16 protein-coding genes and 1 pseudogene are annotated in these 17068 nt (G+C 54.7%); 13 read left to right on the forward strand and 4 right to left on the reverse strand.

What is annotated here, in order from left to right; all coding sequences use genetic code 11:
- Positions 1–258 precede the first annotated feature (258 nt).
- On the reverse strand, positions 259–1896 hold the full coding sequence (gene mqo, locus TZ03_RS18630; protein ID WP_051099673.1) for a malate dehydrogenase (quinone): 1638 nt from the start codon (positions 1894–1896) through the stop codon (positions 259–261).
- Between the two features lie 13 nt (positions 1897–1909).
- Positions 1910–2188: a hypothetical protein gene (locus TZ03_RS18635; protein ID WP_051099674.1), complete on the reverse strand. Its 279-nt coding sequence runs from the start codon at positions 2186–2188 to the stop codon at positions 1910–1912.
- A gap of 40 nt (positions 2189–2228) precedes the next feature.
- Here TZ03_RS18635 and TZ03_RS18640 point away from each other — a divergent pair, with 40 nt between their 5' ends.
- The 3 genes from TZ03_RS18640 to TZ03_RS18650 all read left to right on the forward strand — a co-directional run bounded on the left by TZ03_RS18640 (position 2229) and on the right by TZ03_RS18650 (position 6412).
- A complete protein-coding gene (locus TZ03_RS18640; RefSeq protein WP_051099675.1) occupies positions 2229–2759 on the forward strand; it encodes a sigma-70 family RNA polymerase sigma factor in 531 nt (176 codons plus the stop codon).
- Positions 2760–2763: 4 nt separating this feature from the next.
- The gene (locus TZ03_RS18645) at positions 2764–3729 is read left to right on the forward strand and encodes a FecR domain-containing protein (protein ID WP_051099676.1); all 966 of its coding nucleotides are present in this window, start codon (positions 2764–2766) and stop codon (positions 3727–3729) included.
- Positions 3730–3970: 241 nt separating this feature from the next.
- A complete protein-coding gene (locus tag TZ03_RS18650; protein WP_051099677.1) occupies positions 3971–6412 on the forward strand; it encodes a TonB-dependent siderophore receptor in 2442 nt (813 codons plus the stop codon).
- Positions 6413–6500: 88 nt separating this feature from the next.
- Here TZ03_RS18650 and TZ03_RS18655 read toward each other — a convergent pair whose 3' ends face one another.
- Complete coding sequence (locus tag TZ03_RS18655; RefSeq protein ID WP_046616491.1) at positions 6501–6692, reverse strand: YhfL family protein; 192 nt, start codon at positions 6690–6692, stop codon at positions 6501–6503.
- Between the two features lie 257 nt (positions 6693–6949).
- On the opposite strand from TZ03_RS18655, the gene TZ03_RS18660 reads away from it, so the two are divergent.
- From TZ03_RS18660 to TZ03_RS31550, 4 genes and pseudogenes are all read left to right on the forward strand, one after another.
- Positions 6950–7567, forward strand: coding sequence for a LysE family transporter (locus TZ03_RS18660; protein ID WP_051099678.1), 618 nt, complete (start codon positions 6950–6952; stop codon positions 7565–7567).
- Between the two features lie 436 nt (positions 7568–8003).
- Positions 8004–8267 (forward strand): hypothetical protein, encoded by a 264-nt coding sequence (locus TZ03_RS18665; RefSeq protein ID WP_051099679.1) that lies wholly within the window; start codon positions 8004–8006, stop codon positions 8265–8267.
- Positions 8268–8403: 136 nt separating this feature from the next.
- Positions 8404–8676: a DUF3077 domain-containing protein gene (locus tag TZ03_RS18670; protein WP_051099680.1), complete on the forward strand. Its 273-nt coding sequence runs from the start codon at positions 8404–8406 to the stop codon at positions 8674–8676.
- Positions 8673–8849: pseudogene (locus TZ03_RS31550) on the forward strand (putative addiction module antidote protein); the annotation flags it as partial. The gene TZ03_RS18670 and the pseudogene TZ03_RS31550, both read left to right, overlap by 4 nt.
- A gap of 78 nt (positions 8850–8927) precedes the next feature.
- On the opposite strand, the gene TZ03_RS18680 reads toward TZ03_RS31550, so the two are convergent.
- Positions 8928–9851 carry an Abi family protein gene (locus tag TZ03_RS18680; protein WP_051099681.1) on the reverse strand — a complete coding sequence of 308 codons (924 nt, stop codon included), beginning with the start codon at positions 9849–9851 and terminating at the stop codon, positions 8928–8930.
- A 391-nt stretch (positions 9852–10242) separates the two neighbouring features.
- Here TZ03_RS18680 and TZ03_RS18685 point away from each other — a divergent pair, with 391 nt between their 5' ends.
- The 6 genes from TZ03_RS18685 (at position 10243) to TZ03_RS18720 (ending at position 17052) form a co-directional block, all read left to right on the forward strand.
- Complete coding sequence (locus tag TZ03_RS18685) at positions 10243–11766, forward strand: tyrosine-type recombinase/integrase (RefSeq protein ID WP_051099682.1); 1524 nt, start codon at positions 10243–10245, stop codon at positions 11764–11766.
- Between the two features lie 564 nt (positions 11767–12330).
- Positions 12331–12594, forward strand: coding sequence for a hypothetical protein (locus TZ03_RS18690; protein ID WP_051099683.1), 264 nt, complete (start codon positions 12331–12333; stop codon positions 12592–12594).
- Positions 12594–13133 carry a hypothetical protein gene (locus TZ03_RS18695; RefSeq protein WP_051099684.1) on the forward strand — a complete coding sequence of 180 codons (540 nt, stop codon included), beginning with the start codon at positions 12594–12596 and terminating at the stop codon, positions 13131–13133. Before TZ03_RS18690 ends, TZ03_RS18695 begins: the two co-directional genes overlap by 1 nt.
- 278 nt (positions 13134–13411) lie before the next feature.
- Positions 13412–13624 carry a hypothetical protein gene (locus TZ03_RS18705; RefSeq protein WP_051099686.1) on the forward strand — a complete coding sequence of 71 codons (213 nt, stop codon included), beginning with the start codon at positions 13412–13414 and terminating at the stop codon, positions 13622–13624.
- A 1622-nt stretch (positions 13625–15246) separates the two neighbouring features.
- Entirely contained in the window at positions 15247–15747 is a 501-nt protein-coding gene (locus TZ03_RS27990; protein WP_053388449.1) for a hypothetical protein, read from the forward strand.
- 675 nt (positions 15748–16422) lie between these two features.
- Entirely contained in the window at positions 16423–17052 is a 630-nt protein-coding gene (locus TZ03_RS18720) for a recombinase family protein (RefSeq protein WP_051099687.1), read from the forward strand.
- Positions 17053–17068 lie beyond the last annotated feature (16 nt).

Below are 17068 nucleotides of genomic sequence, written 5' to 3' on the forward strand. Positions count from 1 at the left end.
TGACGGCACCCTCCTGGAGGGGATCGACTGACAAGATTAATTTAAGCATCAAAATATGTTTTTATTGGTTGCTGTGAAGGTTTCCGATCAGTGGTTTCCTGTGCCGGCCTCTTCGCGGGCTTGCCCGCTCCCACTGGTACACCACAGTGTTCGGAGCTGTGGCGTACCGGTGGGAGCGGGCAAGCCCGCGAAGAGGCCGGCACAGGCAAAAAAAAACCACGAGGTCTCCCCCGTGGCTTCTTTCACAACAATGGCCGATTACAGCGCCATGTCGTTCTCAGGCTTGCTCTCAACCGGCTGGCTCGGTGCAACCGTGGTACCGACGCTCTCGTCGATCACCGGTGGCTTCTGCAACTGCAGCACTTCAGCGGTGTAGTTCCACTCTTTCTGGGTGGCTGCCGCCGATTCGTTCAGCTTGGTGCCGTAGCTAGGCACGATTTCCTTGATCTTGGCCTGCCACTCTGGGGTAGCGACCTTCTCCTTGAACACGGTTTCCAGCACGTTCAGCATGATCGGTGCAGCAGTCGAAGCACCTGGCGAAGCGCCCAGCAGGCCGGCAATGGTGCGGTCTTCGGAAGCGACCACTTCGGTACCCAGCTTCAGCACGCCGCCCTTCTCGGCATCACGCTTGATGATTTGCACGCGCTGGCCGGCCTGCCACAGGCGCCAGTCTTCCTTCTTGGCGTTCGGGAAGTAGGTGCGCAGGGCTTCGAAGCGGTCGTCGTCAGACAGCATCAGCTGGCCAGCGAGGTACTCGACCAGCGGATACTGGTCGATACCGACCTTGGTCATCGGCCACACGTTGTGCGTGGTAGTGCTGCTCAGCAGGTCCAGGTACGAGCCGTTCTTCAGGAACTTGGTCGAGAAGGTGGCGAACGGGCCAAACAGGATCACGCGCTTGCCGTCCAGCACGCGGGTGTCCAGGTGCGGTACCGACATGGGTGGGGCGCCGGTCGAAGCGATGCCATAGGCCTTGGCCATGTGCTGCATGGCCACGGTCGGGTTCTCGGTCACCAGGAACGAGCCACCCACCGGGAAGCCTGCATATTCCTTGGCTTCAGGAATGCCCGACTTCTGCAGCAGCTTCAGCGCGCCGCCGCCGGCACCGATGAACAGGAACTTGGCGTCGGTGGCCGACTCGGTACCGTCCTTCAGGTTCTTGTACTCGACGTGCCAGGAACCATCCTTGTTGCGGGTGATGTCCTGCACTTCGCTGGACAGCTTCAGGTCGAAGTTTTCCTGAGTCTTCAGGTGGCCGACGAACTGGCGGGTGATCTCGCCGAAGTTGACGTCGGTGCCGATCGGCGTCCAGGTCACGGCCAGTTTCTGGTTCGGGTCGCGGCCTTCCATCATCAGCGGCACCCACTTGGCGATCTGCGCGTGGTCCTCGGAGTACTGCATCGAGCGGAACAGCGGGCTGGCCTGCAGCGCGTCGTAACGCTTCTTCAGGAACTTGATGTTGTCATCGCCCCACACGAAGCTCATGTGCGGGGTGGTGTTGATGAACGAGTGCGGGTTCTTCAGCACGCCCTGGCGTACCTGCCACGACCAGAACTGCCGGGAAATCTGGAAGGCTTCGTTGATTTCGATGGCCTTGGCGATGTTGACGTTGCCGTCTTTGTCTTCCGGGGTGTAGTTCAGCTCGGCCAGCGCGGAGTGGCCGGTACCGGCGTTGTTCCAGCCGTTGGAGCTTTCTTCGGCGACAGCGTCCAGGCGCTCGACCATTTCCATCGACCAGCTTGGCTCCAGCTCGTGCAGCCACACAGCCAGGGTGGAGCTCATGATGCCGCCGCCGACCAGCAGCACGTCTACTTTCTTGGTTTCTGCGGCATGCGCTTGCATGAAGCTTGCAGCGACAGCCAGACCCAGCAAGGTCTTGCCAGCTTTCTTGAACATTGATCAATTCCAGTCAGGAGAACAGAGGGAGGGCCTGTGGCTGGCCCAGGTAAAGCGTGTTCTTCAGCGCAGGCTTGTTGTGATCATTGTTCAGCAGCCAGAGAACCAGAAAACGACTCGGCCTTTTGTCGAATTGACCGACAAGGCTGAATCGTTTTTCCGATTGTATCTGAAATGCCAGCACAAACAAATTGCAGGTCCGGGCGTCAAGGCGGCAGGTTGTCCCATGTTCCCAAGGGAAAACGCCCTGCCGATTGCAGTATTGTTCCGACGCCCCTACTATCGCGATCATTTCTCATTCGCACCAGTACGCGCTCGCGCCGGATGCCGCCGTGGTTTCGATACCCGAGTTGAATCGCCCGCTCCATACCCTGTACCACAGCCATTCGCGCTGGTTGCTCGGTTTTCTGTACCGCCGGCTGGGTAGCCGCTGCGATGCCGCCGACCTGGTCCAGGACACCTTCGTGCGCATCCTCAACCGCCCCAGGCAGTTCGATGGGGAACGCGGCGAGCGCTCGTACCTGGCAACCATTGCCCGCGGCCTGTGCGTGGACCACTGGCGCCGGCAGAAGCTGGAGCAGGCCTGGCTGCAGCAGTTGGCCTTGCAACCGGAAGCCGTGCAGCCCTCCCCCGAACAGCGCGCGATCATTGTCGAGACCCTGCACGAGGTGGACGCGATGTTGCTGCGTTTGCCGGGCAAGGTGCGCCAGGCGTTCCTGCTGGCGCAGATCGATGGCCTGGCCTACCGCGATATTGCCGCGCATATCGGCGTTAGCGAACGCATGATCAAGAAGTACCTGGCCCAGGCGTTTCTGCACTGCGCCATTCTCGAAGCCGAACTCGACGGCTTGCTGGTGGAGTGACGTGATGACCGCGCCCGCGCAAAAACTCAGCCACGCCAGCCTGCAGCAAGCCGCGCACTGGTACGTGCAACTGCAGGACGAAAACGTCGCCCCGCAGTTGCTCAAACAGTGGCAGCACTGGCTGGAGCAGCATGGCGACCATCAGGCGGCCTGGCACTATGTGCAACGGGTCGGCCAGCGTTTTGCCCCGCTGCAGGCCGAAGGTGCGGCTGCCGGCCGGGCACTACGCGAGCACGATGCACGCCGCTTCAGCCGACGCAGCGGGCTCAAGTCGCTGCTGGTGCTTGGCGCCAGCTCGCTGCTTGGCTGGCGGGCCTGGCACGGGGCGCCGTTGTCGGGCTGGGATGCCGACATGGCCACCGGCATCGGTGAAGTCCGCGAGACGCGCCTGGCCGATGGCAGCCAGTTGTGGCTGGGAGCGCAGAGTGCCGTGGATATGGAGTTCTCGACGTTCAGCCGGGTACTGAAACTGCGCTTTGGCGAACTATTGGTGGAAACCGCCCACGACCCGCGTCGGCCGTTCTTCGTCGACACCGCGCAAGGGCGCATGCAGGCCTTGGGCACACGCTTTGCGGTGTGCCAACAGGGCGACAACACCCGGCTGGACGTGTATGCCGGTACCGTGGAGGTGTGCACCGCTCAGAGCGGCGAGCGCTGCATCGTGCAGGCGGGCCAGCAGGTGGACTTCAGTGCCCGGGGCATCAGTAGCGCACGCGCGGCGCAAAGCGCGGGTGAGTCGTGGATTCACCACCGCCTGAATGCCGAAGACATGCCATTGGCGCATTTGCTGCAAACGCTCGGGCGCTATCGCCATGGCCATCTGGGCTGGCACCCGGATGTCGCCAAGCTGTCGGTGATGGGGGCATTTCCGCTCGACGATACCGACCGTGCGCTGGAGCTGCTGCAAGCGGCGTTGCCGGTGCGGGTGCGGCGGCTGGCGCCGTGGTGGGTGACGGTCGAGCCGGTTTGATACCGGTACACCGTGCTGGATTCTTCGCGGGCATGCCCGCTCCCACAGGTGCAGCGCCAGCGCAGTACCTGTGGGAGCGGGCGAGCCCGCGAAGCAGGCAACGCGGTATTTGGCTCCAACGGGGTTGGCGAATTCGTTGAAGCATTCAAAAAAATCTGCCCATCCGGTTCCCTTTTTCCAATCTCGTTCGGTTAACCCGGCATAGCCCTCCCAACTCACCCTTTCGATCCCAGAGACCAGCATGCCGACGCCCTTCCATCCCGCGCTTCGCCTGGCGCTTGCCGCGCCACTTTCGCTGTGTGCCGCCGCGCCGTTGATGTTGCCAGCAACCTTGGCCCACGCCGAACAGGCGGCCAGCGCCGAAACCAGCTTCAACATCGCAGCCGGCTCACTCGCCAGCGCCCTCAACCAGTTCAGCAGCCAGGCCGGCATCTACCTGGCCGGCAGCAACGAGCTGGCCGCCGGCAAGACCAGCCAAGGGCTGCAAGGCCGCTACAGCATCGCCCAGGGCCTGGCCCGCCTGCTTCAGGGCAGCGGCCTGCACGCCGTGCCGCAAGGCAGCGCAGGCTATGTATTGCAACCCCTTGCCGATGGCACGGCACTGCAACTGGATGCCACGTCGATCAACGCCGCCGCCCTGCTCGCCAGCAACGGCCAGGGCGATACCGGCTACCGCGCCTTGGCCAGTGCCACGGCCAGCAAAACCAGCAGCGCCCTGGCCGACACCCCGCGCTCGGTTTCGGTAGTGACCCGCCAGCGCATGGATGACCAGCAATCGCAAACCCTCACCGAGGTGCTGGGCTACGTGCCAGGGGTATTCTCGCCGCCGTTTGCCGGCGGTGATGGCCAGGCGGGCGACCTGTTCTTCATCCATGGTTTCAACGCCACCGACTACGGCTATGGCCTGCTGCGCGACGGCCTGCGGGTGCAGGGCAACCGCTACGACACCAGCAGCGAGCCCTACGGCCTGGAGCGGGTAGAAGTGTTTCGCGGCCCGACCTCGATCCTGTATGGCGAGAATGCCCCCGGTGGTGTGGTCAACCTGGTCAGCAAGCGGCCTACCGCCGAGTCTCGCGGTGAAGTGCAGTTGAGCTATGGGTCGCACAACCGCCGTCAACTGGGTGTTGACGTGTCCGGCCCGCTGACCGGTGACGGCAATGTCCTCGGCCGTCTGGTGATGATGGGGCGCAAGTCCGATACACAGGTCGACCACCAGCCCGATGATCGCCTGTATATCGCACCGTCGCTGACCTTGAACTTCGACGATTTCAACAGCCTGACCATGCTGGCCACCTACCAGCGCGACCGCACCTTGATGGAACTGGGCCACCCGGCCGCCGGCACCTTGCTGCACAACCCCAACGGCAAGATCGACAAGGACCAGTTGTCCGGCAACCCGGACTGGGACAACTTCGAGCGGGAAACCTGGAGCCTGGGCTACGAGTTCAGCCACCGCTTCAACGACACCTGGCAGTTCCGCCAGAATTCGCGTTACATGCAGTCGCGCATCGACCGCCAGGAAACGTGGCCAGGCAACCTGAACGACGGCGGCTTCGGCACCACGCTGAGCAATCAGGCCTACGACCGCTACAACAAATCCATCGCCTACTCACTGGACAACCAGTTCGAAGGCCACTTCACCAGCGGCGCGTTCGCCCATACCGTCCTGATGGGGGCGAGCCTGGACCGCACGTCGTTCAACCAGGATTGGGACGCGGGCAGCGGCGGTACCATCAATGTGTTCGACCCGGTCTGGAATGGCAAGCCGAGCACACCCGTCCCCGTGCAGAACGCCCTGCTCGAACAGACCATGTACGGCCTCTACAGCCAACTGCAGACCAAGGTCGACAACTGGGTACTGCTGCTTGGCGGGCGCCTGGACAGGGTCAACAGCCAGTTTCGCAACAAGGCCGGCACGCTCAACGCGCAAGCCGACATGGACAGCTGGGACAGCAAGTTCACCTGGCAGACCGGCGTGATGTACCAGTTCGAAAACGGCCTGTCGCCGTACTTCAGCTACTCCACCGCCTTTGCCCCGACCCAGCAGACCGAAAGCAAGAGCGGCCCGCTGGACCCGACCACCAGCGAACAGTATGAAGTGGGTATCAAGTATGAACCCAAAGGCTGGAACACCGCCCTTACCGCGTCGGTGTACGACCTGCGCAAGAAGGACGATGTGCTGTTCGATTCCGCCGTGGGTGACTACCGCCAGATCGGTGCCAGCCGGGCCAAGGGTGTGGAGCTTGAACTCAACAGTGACCTGAGCGAGAACCTCAACCTCACCGCCGCGTACACCTACACCGATTCGCGTATCACCAAGGACGTGGCAGGGTCGCTGTATGAAGACCACCAGATGACCGGCGTGCCGCGTAACCAGGCCTCGGTGTGGAGCACTTACCGCTTCCGTGACGGGCTGCTCAAAGGCCTGCAGATCGGTGGCGGCGTGCGGCACTTCGACAGCACGTTCGCCTATACCCCGGCGAGCCTGTACGGCAAGCTGGATACCGGCGACGTGACCCTGGTGGATGCCAAGGTCGGATATGAAATCGACGACAACTGGTCGGTCGAGGTCAATGCCCGCAACCTGTTCGACAAGGAGTACGTGGCAGGCTGCAACAACGCCGGGCGCTGCTACTGGGGTGAAGAGCGCACCTTGCTGGGAACGGTTTCACTGCGCTGGTAAGTGGCCCACCAACAAAAACCCCCGGCCATGTACATGACCGGGGGCCTTGGATCACGCCGCAAGCGTCGCGATCAGGGTACCGCCAAGATTACTGCTGCTGAGGCAGTTTATCGATCGGGCCGCAGCCACCGATGATCTTGGAGATGGAAACCGAAGGGTGGAACAGGTAGTCGTAGGAGCAGTTTTTCGGTTGGTTGTAAACCTGGCCAGTGCAACCCGACAGCAGGGCAACACCCGAAACGACAGCAACGGCTACGGTGGCCTTGAACAGCTTTTTCATACTAAGTCCTTTAATGAATCATCTTCGGCCATCGTCTGATGGCGGCCGGATGATACATAACCCACGCATTGGATCCAAGTCGCACTTGGCACTTGTTTGTTGCGGGGATGCAATTAACAACATGCCTGCGCAAGAAATGTCATGATTTTCTGGAAAAACAGCTGTTAGTTGCAATTTCACGACACCCTGTTGTAAAGCGAGGCGGTGGCGACGATAGTTTTGGACCCTGCCTTCGCACTGCCCAACAGGAGTACCCCATGCTCGGCGTCACCGACTACGGCGCGTTCGTCATCGCCTTCATCATCGTCCTGGCCATCCCTGGTCCGGGCAACTTCGCCCTGATCACCGCCACCGGCAAGGGCGGTATCAAGGCTGGCCTGGCCGCGACCTGTGGGGTGATCCTGGGTGACCAGGTGCTGCTGTGGCTGGCCGTGGCCGGCGTCGCCACCCTGCTGGCCGCCTACCCTGCCGCATTCCACGTGGTGCAGTGGGCCGGTGCTGCGTACCTGGCCTACCTGGGCCTGCGCATGCTGCTGAGCAAACCTGGCGGCGCACCGCGCGCCAGCCGCATGGACAACGGCCAGTACCTGCGCCAGACCATGATGATCACCCTGCTCAACCCCAAGGCGATCATGTTCTACATGGCGTTCTTCCCGCTGTTCGTCGACCCGGTGAAGCACCAGGGGCTGGTGACCTTCGGTTTCCTGGCGGCGACGGTGGCAGTGGTGACCTTCCTGTATGGGCTGATTGCCGTGGTGCTGACGCACCAGCTGGCCGAACGCATGCGCGCCAACCCGCGGATTGCCAATATGTTCGAGCGGCTGGCGGGAGCTTGCCTGGTGGGGTTTGGCATTAAACTGGCGGCTATGCGCTGAGGGCCCTGGGGGCTCTTTGCGCCCCATCGCGACGCAAGGCCGCTCCCACAGGGATCTGCCTGATCTGGCCTACATTGGCCCGTTGTGGGAGCGGCCTTGTGTCGCGATGGGCCGCAAAGCGGCCCCCGTCCTACACCGAAACTTCAGAATAATCCCCTTCCCTGTAGGCCATTTCCCAAACATACTGCCAACCCGCTCAAACTGTTGCGACGGATTGTGTCGCGCTCTAGTCTCGGCTTGTCGTTGCAAAATCAACGACCGGCTTTGACAGGCCGACGATTTCCCGCACACGTGCACTGTTTATGGCGGCTGTACGTGGGGCACCCTCGTGTGCGCCGAGTTACTCCGGGATCCTCGGTCTGTCAACCCATGTACAGCTGCCACCCTCTTGTTTGACAGCAAGCTTGCGGCAGCTCCAATGATCCTGGAGATGTGTATGCGCAAGATGGTCCCCGATCCACCCTACTCCCTCGATTCCACCCAGGTGCTGCAAGACACCCTGGTCCAGTCCTCAGAGTACGTACTCTGCGCCCTGTCCGTGGCCCGCCAATCCGTGCAACTCAAGCCCACTGCCCACAGCTCGATCGTGATGCAGGCCGTGATCCATGAAATGGAGGCGGTACAGGGGCTGGTCGAGTCGGCATTGATGCAATTGCAGATGAGGACGCATTTATCTACTGAGCCTTACACCTTGCATTAGCAGGCTAGGCCTCTTCGCGGGCGCGCCCGCTCCCACAGGGATTTCACAACCTCAAACACTGCACAGTACCTGTGGGAGCGGGCATGCCCGCGAAGAGGCCAGCCCAGGCAACCAAGATTCCAGGGAGATAAAAACAATGCCAACCGATGACACCCAAGAACCCACCACCGCCGGCAAGACCTGCTTCTACCAAGGCGAAAACAACACCCACCCGCTGTTCCGCATCGAACCCGGCATCCCCTGCCAGGACGCCCGCGAACAGGCATCCGAACTGATGGGCTACGTGCGCGACCTGGTCATCACTGGCCTGATGGAAGGCGACCAGAAACTGATCTGGGCCGCGCACTACCTGAGCGCGATGGCCAAGGCGCTGCTGGATGATGCTGAGTTGGGGATGATGAAAAAATGAGCGCCGATATGCCAATAGTCGACTTGGATTTGAGCAACACCAAGCGTTTCGAGGCATCCCGATTCCTCGATAGGCCCGCAACGATCAAGGCGTTCCTGCAAGAAGTCATGAAAACCAATGACCCGCAGACTCTGAGGCGAGCATTGATGGAAGTAGCAAAGGCCCGAGACGTTCGGTAGACCGCTATAACCGATAAGGTAAGGCTCAAGCCAACAATGAAGAAGGCCCCGCAGGCCCAAGGCTGCGGGGCGCTAGATGCCAAATGCCTCACGTGGAAACCCGGTTTCTGCGGGAAGGCCAAACGCTGCAAAAGTGCATCCCGGCAATCCTGGTTTGCGATCAACCAGATCCGCAACCTTGTCGATCCAATCTGAATTTGGAGCAAGCTTTTTAAGCAAGAACCAGATTATGCATACCAGCCCGTAAGGCCTTGCCAGGGCGTTTTTATCCAGGTTCAACGTCGCGAAGAACGGGTCAACATGCAGTACGGACAATGGGTTCGACGACACCTGATTCCAGATGCGAGTGTGATGAGCACAACGATTGCGCAGCAGATTGATCTCTTGTAACCAGCGGGCAAATATTTGCGCATGGTCCAATCCAAACCGTGCCAAGACCTGATTCTGATAGCTACCGAGGAGCATCTCGAAGTAGCGAGACAACGTGCCAAAATCCCACGCCTCCACAGCAACCCAAAATGGAACAGGTCTGCCGGAAAGGCGGTGCCAACGGATAGCGTCCTCGTTGCTCCTATTCAGCAGCTCACGCTGTTTAGCCTCCCACTCATTCCACTTGTTTCGGACCTTGCCATGCGAGACGAAGTCTCGAGTGTATTTAGGTTTGATGAATCGGGCATCTGCATACGCCATCGGATCGTGATATCCAACGACGTGAGCAATTACAGTTTTCAGATTGACTTCAAGCCGTTCGATCGCATCGAGCATCAGAAGACGGAGATGCTTGTCAAACCTGTAAAGGTCAACGACGTCATCGAAGCTCGCACCATCAGCAAAAATGTCACGGCGAAGCGGCTTTCCGGTGATCCGGCAGGTTCTGGGCTGGTTGCTCAGTGGGTCTCTATCGAATTCCCGAGCTGGATACCAATACCCGCTCAGCCTGTAGTAGCCCACTTGAGCAAGCTTACGCTCTGCTCTCGTGGAGTCAGCCACGTGCATCCTGCGCTGCTGTAGAAGTGCGACCAAATCTGGATAGGTTCGAAAAGGTTTCGGCGCCAGCAAAATCCATTTCCCAGAAATAAGAAGGCCCGAACGTAATGCCGGACTAAGCCAGCACCAGAGGATCGGGCGCGATTGGTGACCATACTGCCTCCAGCACCTGTAAGCGTCAAGCAATGGTGCTTAGGAAAATGTATCAAAATGGATGCAGAGAACGAAAAAGCCCCGCAGACTTTAATCTGCGGGGCTTCATCTTGTATGGCGGAGAGATAGGGAATCTCCGATCAGGGTTCCAAAGCCCAGCGAACCCAATGAATACGGGACTTTCTAGCGCAGAGTAGTAGAAAATAGTAGTAGAATTCACTCTATTACTCCAACCTCGGTGCTCCCCATGGCAGACCATATTTTTCAGAAAGCAGGCGAGTCAACATGGTATGTGCGTCTCGACGTGCCCAAGGACGTCCGTAAAGCACTTGGTAATCGCCGCGTACTGATCCAGTCACTGAAAACGGGGATGCGATCTGAGGCAATGGTGAATCGCCTCCCCATCCTTGCTCAGTGGAAAGCCGACATTGAGGCTGCAAGGTCTACTCGGAAGGTCCATCGTGAGGGCTGGCAAGACAAGGTTCATGCTAAGGCTGCCGAACATCGCCAGCGAGCTGACACCGCCCTCGTCGAGGGGATACGAAACCCACCCAAGGGATCAAGTAGCCCGACCATCGAAACGGTAACGGCACGTATCGCGCAGCTTGCCGCTGATCAGGCTGAGCTGATAGCACACGTCAGAACCATGGAATCTGAGACTGGAATAACTGGTCTGGCAGATCGTATGGAAGCTCAATTTAGCTCTGAACCTACAAACATGATTGATGGAGTTCAGGCTGCGGACGAAATCACCCAGCATTACATTTCTGAGTTATCTAGGGTGCGGTATGAGTTGTCATCCAGCGAGATTACCGAAGCCAAAACCATCATTATCAATCCTAAAGCCTATAAACCAAGATCGCCAATAACGCCATCCATGATTAATGAATGGGCTATTAGTCTTGTATCTCAAATAGCCTCAGAAAAGACTCGAAATAGTCATCGAGCACGACTGCAACGAATCTCTCAGTATTTGAATACCGAGGGTGCCCCGCTCACATTCGATACGATCCATCAATTTCTCACATCACAATCAGCAGCACGGCAGACACTGGCCAACTACCTATGGTCTGGTCGCGATTTCTGGCGATGGGCAATAAAATACAACGCTCAATTTAGAGAGCACTTCGCCACCCAGCAGTGTCCATTCGACGGCCATACGTTACCAAGAGCTGGTAAGGCGGCTGGCGAATCGTACGTTGCCTTCACCCGTGTCGAAGTAGAAACTCTGTACAAGCTTGCGCGTGAGGATGGCAAAGATGACTTGGCAAATCTGATTGTGATTGGAGCATACACCGGTGCTCGCCTTGAAGAAATAGGTCGCCTTAAATCAGACGACTCAATCATCGACAGCAACGGGGAGCCAATAGGTTTCCGAATCAACCAAGCAAAAACAAGTGCCGGTGTGCGGGATGTGCCGATTCACTCTTCTTTGATCCCCCTATATAAAAAACTCTCGTCTCAGGCGACTGCTAACGATGGCCATCTCTTCAAAGGTGGAAAGAACAAGTATGGCAACCGCCTCGACGGCTTGAGCAAACAGTTTGGTAGACTGAAGAAGAAAGCCAACTTCTCAGACCTTCATGTATTTCATAGCATACGAAAAACAGTCACAACCGAGCTCCATCAAGCTGGCGTAGGTCTGGAGGTACTACCGTACCTTTTGGGACATGAAAATACATCGTTCACCCTCAGCACCTACAGCGGGGGATGTTCATTTGAGCAAAAGTTAGAAGCAATACAAAAGCTCACATACGACTTCGATATATAAAAAACAAATAAACATGTCACAGGTGTCGACTTTTTCATATATAAATGATACAATGAACACATCAAGACAGATGAAGATAGTTATCTCACACAGACAACTTCAGTAACCTCCTTGGTATAACACGCCCAATACAGATTGGGATTTCAATTAATCATAATGTTAGTTGAAAGGTGTTGAATAGTTCATTTTGATACACGCTAGAATTGTTGCTTAGGTCGTGCATTCTCATGACCTCTTTTTATTCTTCAACAATGTGATTGGCTTTCTCTCCTTCCAATCATATTGCGGTGTTTCCTGTCCCTCAATCGGGAGGCACCCCTCACTTCAATAAAGCCCATACCTTCACCTCAGTTAATTGTTGATGCTTGGTATGGGCTTTTTTATCGCCCATACAACCATTTGTGACGCACAAGGAACAATCACATTACATGAATAAACACAAATGCACTATTTGCAGCACCCGATTAATCAACAAACGTACCGACACTAAAACCTGCTCTGATAAATGCCGCAAACGTCTAAGTCGATTAAACATCAAACACAAACAGAACGAGGAACATTGATATGGGTTTCACACCAGAACGCTTTGAGCGACGCCTGAAAGAATCAGCGTTAAGGCTCAAGGAGCAGCGAAATAAAGACAGGTTCTACAAAAACGAGCCAATGCATAACCCCTGCAATTCTGAACACGCCTCATGTGATCAAGGAATTTTCGACAAGCAGGAATCAGCCCAGCATCCAGCAAGAGCAATGGACGACGCAACATACGTTAATAACATTCTGACGCAGACCCGAACACTACTGAGCAAAGAGAAGGAAACCAATTAATGACTAAAAAACAAACAAACAAGTTATCCATGACGATCGTCCATGGTACACCCCCGGCCTGGGATGCCGCTGAGTTTAATCGTCGTCTACTGATGCGGTTAAATGTTTATGAGAACACTAGTGAGTGTACCGAGATTATCACACACCCTTTAGAGCATGAATTTCTTCAATTAGTCGGAGACAAACTAACTAACGGCTATAGCTTAGACAGACGCTGGGCAGTGCATCATGCTCAACTCTCTCACAGAGTGCAGATGGTGAAGCCAGCAAGCGTACAGTCAGCAGAAAAAGAAAGTCTGAAGGCTGTTGTAAAGTCGGAATATGTACAATACCTCCAAACTCAGCTGAATGAATACAAGGAAAAGCTAACGCAACAGTTGATTGAAGCGGCTGAAGAAAAGGAACGTCGAGCACTGGAACAAGCTAAAGCAAAACGTTTTGCTGATGCTGAGAAAGAAGCCAATACATGCTTTGGTGAACTATCTATCCCTGATGGCTTTCCAGATGAAGTGCCTGATGTATTTACAACGGACATGTGATAGCCATGTTCAATTGTTTGATTATGAACATGACAGAGAACCACATCATTGATGCCTACCAAGGCATTAGTGATGTAACTCTCACCCACATCAAACACCAATACCGGCATTCTATGTTCAAAGTGATGCTGGTATGTCCTACGATCTTTAGCAAATACAAACAGCTACATAAGTGTAAGCATGGGAACATTCCCATCAACCACCTAGTGAGAATTAGTAATGCCTATCGAGATGCGATCAAACACATCTCACCGAGAAAACGGAAAGGATGAATTACAATGAAAACGACAACGTTGCATATCGATATGTTATCCGTTAACGGCAGGATGTATCAATACACCCTCCGGGTTCCATTTGGCATCATCTCAGATATCACAGATGTATTGAAGGATGTAGCATCTGGTGTTAACCAACACCAATGGCCTGTATACGAAACTCACCAGATTGAAGGCTTTAAGCGATTTGCTATCGAACAGGGATGGCTAAGCTGAGGCGAAGCAAATGGAATATGCCCTATAAGGCTCTACAGGGCGATTCGGAGCGTTTTAAGCCGGTACTAGTGGGGATTGGATAGGGAGAGTGCTAAACGTTGCTGTATGGGGCTATTTGGCCCCTTGCCACCCCTCATAGCGAGCAAAATGCACAACCAATAACGCAAGTCAAGCTGAAGTTGACAAATGGCAATAAAAAGTGTATAATGAGCGCATATCAGAGACGGAAAAGGGCACGACCCTCCGTAACGATTGATCTACACGCTGTTCACTCGGGTTACTAAAAGGACCTAAGCCTGTGATCGTGTGGTGCATGGTTGACTCAACCACCTGCCTGAGAGGGTGTGGGTCTCGGTAAGGGCTTTTCGGCGTCGAATCCTCGAATTTTCCCTTACTTAAAGCGCAGATAAATTGGGAGGCTCATAGCGCCGCGGGCTTAACAGCTTGCAAACCAAACGGTAGAGATTTGTCCTTGTGGCATTCAGAGACACCGAGAGTCAGCTGTTCCATCAGCTAAAGAATCTGACGGGTAACGATTATGTGAAGATCGGTTGCCTATCTTGCGTACCATTGTACGTTCTGACGGCATGTCAGCACTTATCGGGGGGAGGATGTAGTAGCAGACCGCTACCTGTCATTCTTAACTGATTTGAAAGTGAATGATCCCTCATGCTCTGCGATTGTCGGAGACTTAGGGAAATTCTATCTTCACTTTCAGAAAGAGGATATTGGTGAAGAAGCAGCAAGAAAGAGTAGTAAAGAAGAAGAGACAAGAAAGAAGATAATATTTATAGCTTACGCTATAGAGTAATATACAGAAGATAAAGCTATAGAAGAGTTGGTAGGCTTTTGGCCTCCCCTTCCCTTTATCCTTTGGTAAAGAAGAATTTATAGATTAAGCCTCTGGGGTCATTTAGTTGTCGATATATTACATCGATGACTGATTGGCCCCAGAGGCTTTTTCTTTGCCTGTGATTCACACAACAAGGATGTATAGGCAAACCCAGTTCACAGGATAGACAATATGATATAGACATTACGCCTGAAGGCATTGTGCTCACTTGTAGCAATTGGTGAATACGTGCATAACACCAATGACAGCGGAATAGAGGACACATCAGCAGTAGTGGTGGCGGCATTTTCCGATATTAATAATGGAATAACACCTGATATTGCCCAATAGCATGGAATGTACAGGCACACCATCAGGGATCGTACAGGTAATTAACAGGAGTGCATACCAAGACAATCTGTTTTATGATAACCCATCAAATCCTCTGCAAGCCTGATTCCATCAGGGTTGAGCGGGTATTCAGTTGAACACGCCCTCTGCCCTCACCGATAAAAATTCCATAGGGCGGCATGTAATTACATATTCCCAATAAACGGTAGGGAAGCACCTCACATACACCTCTAGAACCCTCTACAACGTGATTACAGCGGCTTTCTCATTAGCTTGATGGCGGAGTGCAGTCAAAGCGCAACGCGCCTCAAATCTAGCGAGCGTGTGAATTTAACAATAAAATTAAATCTATAAAAACCACCATTAATTCTGTCACTTCCAATCCAAATCAATTACAATCAAAATGCCAGCACCGCAAAAACATAAAAAGGAGTTTGATTTGAGAAGCATCGTAGCTTTCGCAATTGTGATAAGCACTTTGACGGGGTGTGATTACCTACCGACTGCTGAGAACACCGCAAAGAAGGCTGTCAAAGAATCTTTATTCGATCCTGACAGCGCCAAATTCACAGATGTCTTCAAAGGGACAGGTGACAACAATTATTGCGGATGGGTAAACGCAAAAAATCGTTTTGGTGCATTTGTTGGAAGCACGCCATTCTTCTATGAAGGCATGAGTAGCGGTATCGGTTTTGCTCACCTTGTTCCTGAACCGCTGACAGACAGCGACTTTAAGCGATTGGTTGAACCCGGAACGTTCGACAAAGAGCGTTTCATCAGTCAGTTCGGGAAGATTCGGAACGGGTGTGAGGCCGCCGCAAACTGGGAGCGAGTGTGCGGAGTCAGTTTCCCCCAAGAGACACATCGGCTTTGTGAAGGTATCGGAGAGAAAAACTACACCTCCCGCCTCTATAAAGAGTTTTATAGTAATAACGAGTAAATGAACGTGTATGCGGCACCTGCCACTGCCGCATTACACTGAAATCAGTATGAAGAAGGTCTAATGTCAAGCATTGGCTGAAACGCAATTCTGAATATCTGATTCTCTCCAACCTGAATCCAAGTCGCGACCTCCCTTCTATAGCGAGTATTTCCTGAGCATGGCCCTGCTCCTTGGGGATCAGAACCAACCCCTATAAGCCTCCTGCCCGGCTTTACGTGAAAACTGGCTTTCTCGTTGTTATCCAGTCTCGCGACAAGCTTGCCGTCTATATAAATCCCGAAAAAGCAGTGACCCGCCTGGGCGGCACCTTCACGAACCACTGAGACAGTACCGTCTTTGCCACGGTCCTCAGTTTGGAGTGCTAGCAGCCGATTAGTCGGGGCAGGTATAGCCTCACCAACCGTTGGTGGTGCAGCACAACCTCCTAACAATGTCGCAATCGCGGTAACGGCAATCAAACAGCGCATGAATCCTTTCCTCTGCCTTTCGATAAAGGCAGAAAGCTATCACGGTCTCATTGCGAGAACCAAGCACCCTATCCCACTATCAATTGACTCTACTCAAAAGGTAGTGGCGCCCCTATCTGATAGCAACTATCAAAATACCTATTGATGATAGCTATATGATCCATTATCATAGCTCCATCAAATCGATAGCTAAAGGATAGCGATCATGAAAGCCCATCTCTACCTCCGTGCTTCCACCAAGGATCAGGACGCCAACCGAGCACGTCAGATGCTTGAGGCTTTCGCAAGTGACCACAATCTTACCATTGCAGACGTATACGCTGAGAACATCTCAGGAACCAAGCTAGAGCGTCCAGAACTTTCCCGTTTGCTTGATGCTGCTCAAGCGGGTGACGTGCTGGTAGTAGAATCGGTAGACCGCCTCTCCCGCTTGACCAGTTCTGAGTGGGAATCTCTGAAAGGTACTATCGAGGGCAAAGGACTTCGATTGGTAGTGATCGATCTACCCACCTCTCACCAGTTGGTTGATGGGAATGGCATTACAGGTGCGATAATGAAAGTGATTAACAACATGCTCCTGGACCTCATGGCAACCATGGCACGACTCGACCAAGAGAAACGTGTGGAGCGGATCAAACAAGGTATCGAGAACAAGAAGGCAGCTAACCCTGACTGGAAACCAGCGGGCAAAGGTAAGAACGCTGCTATGTGGGAGAAGGTTACGGGCATCATGGCCAAGCACCCAACCATGACCGCCGACGATGTAGCCAAGCTGGCAGAGTGTGGGGTTGCCACGGTCTATAGAATCAAGAAGGAACTGAAAGCAGCTTCTTAAAACCAGCCTCATACAG

Origin of the sequence: Pseudomonas sp. 10-1B, assembly GCF_000935045.1 — a bacterium.
Taxonomy (GTDB): Bacteria; Pseudomonadota; Gammaproteobacteria; order Pseudomonadales; family Pseudomonadaceae; genus Aquipseudomonas.